Below are 5,684 nucleotides of genomic sequence, written 5' to 3' on the forward strand. Positions count from 1 at the left end.
CAACGGCGGCGGCAACGGCGGCGGCAACGGCGGCGGCAACGGCGGCGGCGAAGGCGGCGGCAATGGCGGCGGCAACGGCGGCGGCGAAGGCGGCGGCGAAGGCGGCGGCAATGGCGGCGGCAACGGCGGCGGCAACGTTGTCAACAACCGTTCCGGTGGCGGCGACGGCACGAACCCGGGCGGTCATGGCAACGATGCCGGCACCAATAATCCCGGTGGCCGGAAGTAAGATGTAAGTGGTAGCTTAGGGTGGACGGTTCACAGGGCGCGGCGGAAAGCCGCGCCCTGTATCGTTCGGAACCGCGGTGGTTAGAGGCGGCGCCCGGCGAAGACGCCGCCAGCGAGGACGGCTTCCCAGCTTTGCGGTGCGCGCGGATTCTGCATCATCAGAAAGCTGTATCCGGTCTTGTGCCAGGGCTTGATCTGGTCCTTGAGATTGTCGAGCACATAGTCTCCGGCATCCAGCCGCAGGACGAGCACGGCGTGCGGTGAGCGCTTGGCGTCAAGAACCGTCGCCATCAAGAGCCGCTCGGCGGGGATCCCCTTCTCGATCAGGCGCAGCTTCTTGGCCAGAACGAAGTCCTCGCAATCGCCGCCGCGCGCCGTGGGCAGGGCCCAGACTTCCGCGGTGCCGTACTGCTTCTGATCCGAGACCTGCCGGTACTTCCGGTTGATGGCGCTGTTGACGGACTTGGCGAGCGTCAAATGCTCTCCCGAGCCGGCGGTGCTGCCCTTCGTACGGGCGCAAGCCCAGCCGTAGCGGTCGCAAACTCCGGCAAAACCCTGCGGCGCGGCGATGGCCTTGCGGGCCGGCAACTGGGCCGGTTCTCCCGGGCCGGCAGCCATGGCACCGTCAGCCGAGGCTGCCACGGCGGTGGCGAGGACAAGTCCACCGAGAGCGTGGACAAAGAGGTGGCGGGCGCTGCCGGCGGCAATAGCGATCCGGCCGCGCAAAGCGGTCTGTCGAGCCATTTGGCCTCCTTTGGAACCCCCGCGGCCAGTACACCCGACGGCGCGGTGCTAAAATGTGGCAAAGATTGGGAAAATCGGCGAATGAAAGCCCCTGCGCGGATTGCCGCCGCGCCCTTGGGCCCAACGCAGCAGAGAATCGCTCATCACGCTACGGAAAGCGGCCCTTTCCTTGGCCGCGGCGCGCCCCTATAACTCGCCGCGGAAGATGGAGGCGGTAATGCGCAAGGCCACGATCAGCCGGAAGACGGCCGAGACCGAGATCACGGTGGGAATCGATCTCGACGGCAGCGGCAGCTTTTCGAACGAGACCGGTGTCGGATTCTTCGACCACATGCTCGACCAGCTGTCCCGGCATTCGCTGATCGACCTCAAGGTCCGCGCCAAGGGCGATCTTCACATCGATGACCACCACACGGTCGAGGACTGCGGCATCGCGCTCGGCCAGGCGCTGGCCAAGGCGCTCGGTGACAAGAAGGGTATCCGTCGCTACGGCCATTTTGCGCTCGCCATGGACGATGCGCAGGTGGCCTGCGCGCTCGACCTGTCGGGGCGGCCCTACCTTGTCTGGAACCTCGATTTCCCGACCGCCAAGATCGGCGCGTTCGACACCGAGCTCGTGCGCGAGTTCTTCCAGGCGCTGTCGACCCACGGCGGCATCACGCTGCATGTCGACAGGGTGCACGGGATCAACAGCCACCACATCGCGGAAGCCGCGTTCAAGGCGGTGGCAAAGGCGCTTAGGATGGCGGTGGAGCCCGATCCGCGCGCCGAAGGCGTGCTGCCCTCGACCAAGGGCGCGCTCTGATCCCATGCTCACGGTTCTCGTCGACTACGATTCGGGCAATCTCCATTCCGCCGAAAAGGCGTTCCAGCGCATGGCGGCCGAGACCGAGGCGGACAGGGTACTCGTCTCCTCGCGGCCCGAGGATGTGGCCCGCGCCGACCGGATCGTGCTGCCGGGCGATGGCGCCTTCCCGTCCTGCCGCGCCGCGCTCGACCGCTTCACCGGGCTTTTCGAGGCGATCGAGGAGGCGGTGACGGAGCGCGGCCGACCGTTCCTCGGTATCTGCATCGGCATGCAGATGATGGCGACTCGTGGGATGGAATACACCGAGACCGAGGGCTTCGGCTGGATCGGCGGCGAGGTGGTGAAGATCGCGCCGGAGGACGCCGCGCTCAAGGTGCCGCATATGGGCTGGAACGACCTCATCATCGACCACCCCCACCCGGTCCTCGACGGGATCGAGACCGGCAAGCACGCCTATTTCGTCCATTCCTACCATTTCCGCGTCACCGACCCGGCGCACCGGCTTGCCCATTGCGACTACGGCGGCGACATCACCGCGATCGTGGGGCGCGACAACATGGTCGGCGTGCAGTTCCACCCCGAGAAAAGCCAGGCAACCGGCCTGAAGCTGATCGCCAACTTCCTCAAGTGGCAGCCATGACCGACATCGCCGCGATCCTGCGCGAGATCCACGAGACGGTGGGGGCGAGCGCGGATCGCGGCAAGGTCGCCGACTACATTCCCGAACTGGCCGAGGTGGATCCCGGCCGGTTCGGCATGAGTGTGGTTCTCGCCGATGGCACCGAGCATTCGATCGGCGACGCGGCGGAGCCGTTCTCGATCCAGAGCGTGTCGAAGGTCTTCGCGCTCGCCCTCGCGCTCGGCCGGCTCGGCGACCGGCTCTGGGCTAGGGTCGGCCGCGAGCCCTCGGGCCTCGCCTTCAACTCGATCCTCCAGCTCGAACACGAGCGCGGCATTCCCCGCAACCCGTTCATCAATGCCGGGGCCATCGTGGTGACCGACGCGGTCCTCGCCGGCCACGCGCCGCGCGAGTATCTCGGCGAGCTTCTGCGCTTCATCCGCGCGGCGGCCGAGGATGACGACATCCATATCGACGAACAGGTGGCGCGGTCCGAGACCGACACCGGCCACCGCAACTTCGCGCTCGCGCATTTCCTGCGCGCGCATGGCAATCTTCAGAACCCACCCGACCTCACGCTCGGCGCCTATTTCCACCAATGCGCGGTCGAGATGAGCTGCACCCAGCTTGCCCGCGCGGGCCGGTTCCTGATGGCCGCACCCGGCATGCCGCGCATGGTGTCGGCGGACCGGGTGCGCCGGATCAACGCGCTGATGATGACCTGCGGCCATTACGACGGCTCGGGCGATTTCGCCTACCGGGTCGGCCTGCCCGGCAAGTCCGGCGTCGGCGGCGGCATCCTTGTCATCGCGCCGGGCCGCGCCTCGATCGCGGTCTGGTCGCCGGGGCTGAACGCGCAGGGCAATTCCAAGCTTGGGACCGAGGCGGTCGAAATGCTCGCCCGCCGCACCGGCTGGTCGGTCTTCGGCTGAACGCGGGTCTCAGTCGACCCGGTTCCAGGTCTGGCCATCGCAGACCGGGCCGATGCAGCCGCGCACGATCAGCCGGTCGCCCTTGAGCCGCGCCTTCGCGTCGTAGACCCTGTCGTGGAGCGGCACCCAGACTTGGCCGCCGGAATACTGGCCATTGCCGTTCGCTTTCAGATCCCAGAACAGATCGCGGCCCATGGAGCGGGTCACGACGCTCGTTCCCGCCCGGTCGAAGACCTCCATCACCCGGCCGCAGAAAGCCTCGCCGCAGCGGCGGATGACGACGAGGCCGATCTGGCCCTTGTGATCCGGCTCGACCTGCCAGGTGCCGAGGATCGGATCGGCGAAGGCAGCGGTGCCGAGGCTTGCGCACAGAACGGTCGCGACAAGCAACCCGCGAATACGCATGGCAGCCCCCTCCATGCCGAGGGCCGAGGCGCCGGCCCCACACGGGGAAGATGGGGGCGCCAGCCGGCATTTGCCAGTGGCGCCCAGCCGCTACGGCGCCGACCCGCTCACTTCACCCGTGTCCAGTCCGAGGCGCGGCAGATCACGCCGCCAAGCACGCAGCCCGACACCGCGAGGCTGTCGCCCGAAAGCTGCATCTTGGAACGGTAGGTCTTGTCCCGGTCCGGCGCCCAGACCTTGCCTCCGTCATACGCGCCCTCGCCCGCCGCGCTCATGTCCCAGACGATCTGTTTGCCGACATTAGGCGAGTCGAGCTCCTTGCCCGCGCCGTCGAAGGCCTTGACCAGCACGCCGCAGAACGCCGTCCCGCAGGGCGCGATCTCGACATGGCCGTAATTGCCGTTGTCGTCGGGCTTGGTCTTCCACATGCCCTCGACCGGATCGGCGGCGGCCGCCCCGGCGACGAGCGCGAGTGCCGCGGCGTATGCGAGTGTCTTCATCTTTTCGGTCCTCCCTGAAACCGCCCGGATCATTCGCCGAAGATCGTTCCCCGGTCCAGCGTGACGCAGCGATGATGCACCTTTGCAATCGCCTGCCCGCTGTGGCAAGAGGCCCGCGCATCACGCCCGGAGACCGCCCATGATCCTGTATCCCGCCATCGACCTCAAGGACCGCCAGTGCGTGCGGCTCCTGCACGGCGAGATGGACAAGGCCACCGTCTTCGGCGACGACCCGGCCGCGCAAGCCGCGAAGTTCGAGGCGGCGGGCTGCGAGTGGCTGCATCTCGTCGACCTCAACGGCGCCTTCGCGGGCCAGCCCGTGAACGCCGCCGCGGTCGAGGCGATCCTCGCCCGCGTGAAGGTGCCGGCCCAGCTCGGCGGCGGCATCCGCGACATGAGAACGATCGAGACCTGGCTCGACAAGGGCCTCGCCCGGGTGATCCTCGGCACCGTCGCGGTCGAAAACCCGGACCTCGTCCGCGAGGCGGCCCGCGCCTTCCCGGGCAAGGTGGCCGTGGGCATCGACGCGCGAAACGGCCGCGTCGCTACCAAGGGCTGGGCCGAGGAGACCGACGTGATGGTCACCGACCTCGCGCGTAGCTTCGAGGATGCCGGCGTCGCCGCGATCATCTACACCGACATCCTGCGCGACGGCGCGATGAAGGGGCCGAACATAGCCGCCACCGAGGCGCTCGCCCGCGCGGTCTCGATCCCGGTCATCGCCTCCGGCGGCGTCTCCACGCTCGCCGATCTGATCACGCTCCGCGATACCGGCGTGATCGCCGGCGCGATCTCGGGCCGGGCGCTCTACGACGGCGCGATCGATCTCGCCGGGGCGCTCGCCGCGCTCCGGGCCTAACCGCCCGCCGCGGCGGCCGTCAGCTTGCCAAGCGCGCCGGTCATCTTCGCCAATACCTCGGCATCGACGGGAACGCCGAGTCCCTCGAACGTTTCGGCCGGCTCCTCGTAGGCGAGCCAGACGGCACCGTCGGCATCCGCGTAGGCCAGTACCTTCAAGGGAAGGAACAGCCCGGCCAAGGGATCGGCCTGCATTGCCGGCGTTCCGAGCGCGGGATTGCCGAAGATCAGGAGCTGCGACGGCCCGAGCTCCATCTCCACGCTCACCGCCCCGGCACCGTGATCGACGCGCGCGAACACGGTGGCCCCGGCGCCGGTGACGGCCGCTTCGAGCCGGTCCATGACCTCCGGCACGCTGCCTTGCGCCGCGACGCGGGTCACCTCGGCGGCAGCCGGCAGCGCGACGGTCGCGGACAGGGCCGCGGCAAGGATCAGTTTCATCTCATGCCCCCTTTGGTTCGTAACCCTGCAAGGTTCGGGCCATTCCCGGCCGTTGCCAATCAAAGTTGGCGTGATCGGCAATACCCCGCCCCTTCTTCTTTTCGGAAATATCCCGGAGGGGTCCGGGGAGGCAGCGCCTCCCCGGCGGG

General features: G+C 68.2%; 9 protein-coding genes. 5 read left to right on the forward strand and 4 right to left on the reverse strand.

Going from position 1 to position 5,684, the window contains the following annotated elements; genetic code table 11:
* Positions 1-229: hypothetical protein (locus R5H32_RS18050; protein WP_318340087.1), on the forward strand; the 229-nt coding region annotated here is incomplete at its 5' end.
* A gap of 80 nt (positions 230-309) precedes the next feature.
* Here R5H32_RS18050 and R5H32_RS18055 read toward each other — a convergent pair.
* Positions 310-972 carry a transglutaminase-like cysteine peptidase gene (locus R5H32_RS18055; RefSeq protein WP_318340088.1) on the reverse strand — a complete coding sequence of 221 codons (663 nt, stop codon included), beginning with the start codon at positions 970-972 and terminating at the stop codon, positions 310-312.
* Between the two features lie 217 nt (positions 973-1,189).
* Between R5H32_RS18055 and hisB the strand changes: the two genes are divergently transcribed.
* Genes hisB through R5H32_RS18070 form a run of 3 tightly spaced genes read left to right on the forward strand, consistent with a single transcriptional unit; the run spans position 1,190 to position 3,331 of the window.
* Positions 1,190-1,777 (forward strand): imidazoleglycerol-phosphate dehydratase HisB, encoded by a 588-nt coding sequence (gene hisB, locus R5H32_RS18060; protein ID WP_318340089.1) that lies wholly within the window; start codon positions 1,190-1,192, stop codon positions 1,775-1,777.
* A gap of 4 nt (positions 1,778-1,781) precedes the next feature.
* Positions 1,782-2,420 (forward strand): imidazole glycerol phosphate synthase subunit HisH, encoded by a 639-nt coding sequence (gene hisH / locus R5H32_RS18065; RefSeq protein WP_318340090.1) that lies wholly within the window; start codon positions 1,782-1,784, stop codon positions 2,418-2,420.
* The gene (locus R5H32_RS18070) at positions 2,417-3,331 is read left to right on the forward strand and encodes a glutaminase (RefSeq protein WP_318340091.1); all 915 of its coding nucleotides are present in this window, start codon (positions 2,417-2,419) and stop codon (positions 3,329-3,331) included. Before hisH ends, R5H32_RS18070 begins: the two co-directional genes overlap by 4 nt.
* Positions 3,332-3,340: 9 nt before the next feature.
* On the opposite strand, the gene R5H32_RS18075 is transcribed toward R5H32_RS18070, so the two are convergent.
* Entirely contained in the window at positions 3,341-3,736 is a 396-nt protein-coding gene (locus tag R5H32_RS18075; RefSeq protein WP_318340092.1) for a DUF2147 domain-containing protein, read from the reverse strand.
* A gap of 107 nt (positions 3,737-3,843) precedes the next feature.
* Entirely contained in the window at positions 3,844-4,236 is a 393-nt protein-coding gene (locus tag R5H32_RS18080; RefSeq protein WP_318340093.1) for a DUF2147 domain-containing protein, read from the reverse strand.
* 139 nt (positions 4,237-4,375) lie between these two features.
* On the opposite strand from R5H32_RS18080, the gene hisA reads away from it, so the two are divergent.
* Positions 4,376-5,095 (forward strand): 1-(5-phosphoribosyl)-5-[(5-phosphoribosylamino)methylideneamino]imidazole-4-carboxamide isomerase, encoded by a 720-nt coding sequence (gene hisA, locus R5H32_RS18085; RefSeq protein WP_318340094.1) that lies wholly within the window; start codon positions 4,376-4,378, stop codon positions 5,093-5,095.
* Here hisA and R5H32_RS18090 read toward each other — a convergent pair.
* A complete protein-coding gene (locus R5H32_RS18090; protein ID WP_318340095.1) occupies positions 5,092-5,535 on the reverse strand; it encodes a DUF302 domain-containing protein in 444 nt (147 codons plus the stop codon). The two genes, hisA and R5H32_RS18090, sit on opposite strands and share 4 nt — an antisense overlap.
* Between the last annotated feature and the right edge of the window lie 149 nt (positions 5,536-5,684).

It is taken from the genome of Defluviimonas sp. D31, assembly GCF_033436765.1.
Lineage (GTDB): Bacteria > Pseudomonadota > Alphaproteobacteria > Rhodobacterales > Rhodobacteraceae > Albidovulum.

Coding starts and splice junctions, on each gene's coding strand:
- hisB (WP_318340089.1), top strand. CDS start 1,190: ATGCGCAAGGCCACGATCAGCCGGAAGACGGCCGAGACCGAGATCACG.
- R5H32_RS18075 (WP_318340092.1), bottom strand. CDS start 3,736: ATGCGTATTCGCGGGTTGCTTGTCGCGACCGTTCTGTGCGCAAGCCTC.
- hisA (WP_318340094.1), top strand. CDS start 4,376: ATGATCCTGTATCCCGCCATCGACCTCAAGGACCGCCAGTGCGTGCGG.
- hisH (WP_318340090.1), top strand. CDS start 1,782: ATGCTCACGGTTCTCGTCGACTACGATTCGGGCAATCTCCATTCCGCC.
- R5H32_RS18070 (WP_318340091.1), top strand. CDS start 2,417: ATGACCGACATCGCCGCGATCCTGCGCGAGATCCACGAGACGGTGGGG.
- R5H32_RS18080 (WP_318340093.1), bottom strand. CDS start 4,236: ATGAAGACACTCGCATACGCCGCGGCACTCGCGCTCGTCGCCGGGGCG.
- R5H32_RS18055 (WP_318340088.1), bottom strand. CDS start 972: ATGGCTCGACAGACCGCTTTGCGCGGCCGGATCGCTATTGCCGCCGGC.
- R5H32_RS18090 (WP_318340095.1), bottom strand. CDS start 5,535: ATGAAACTGATCCTTGCCGCGGCCCTGTCCGCGACCGTCGCGCTGCCG.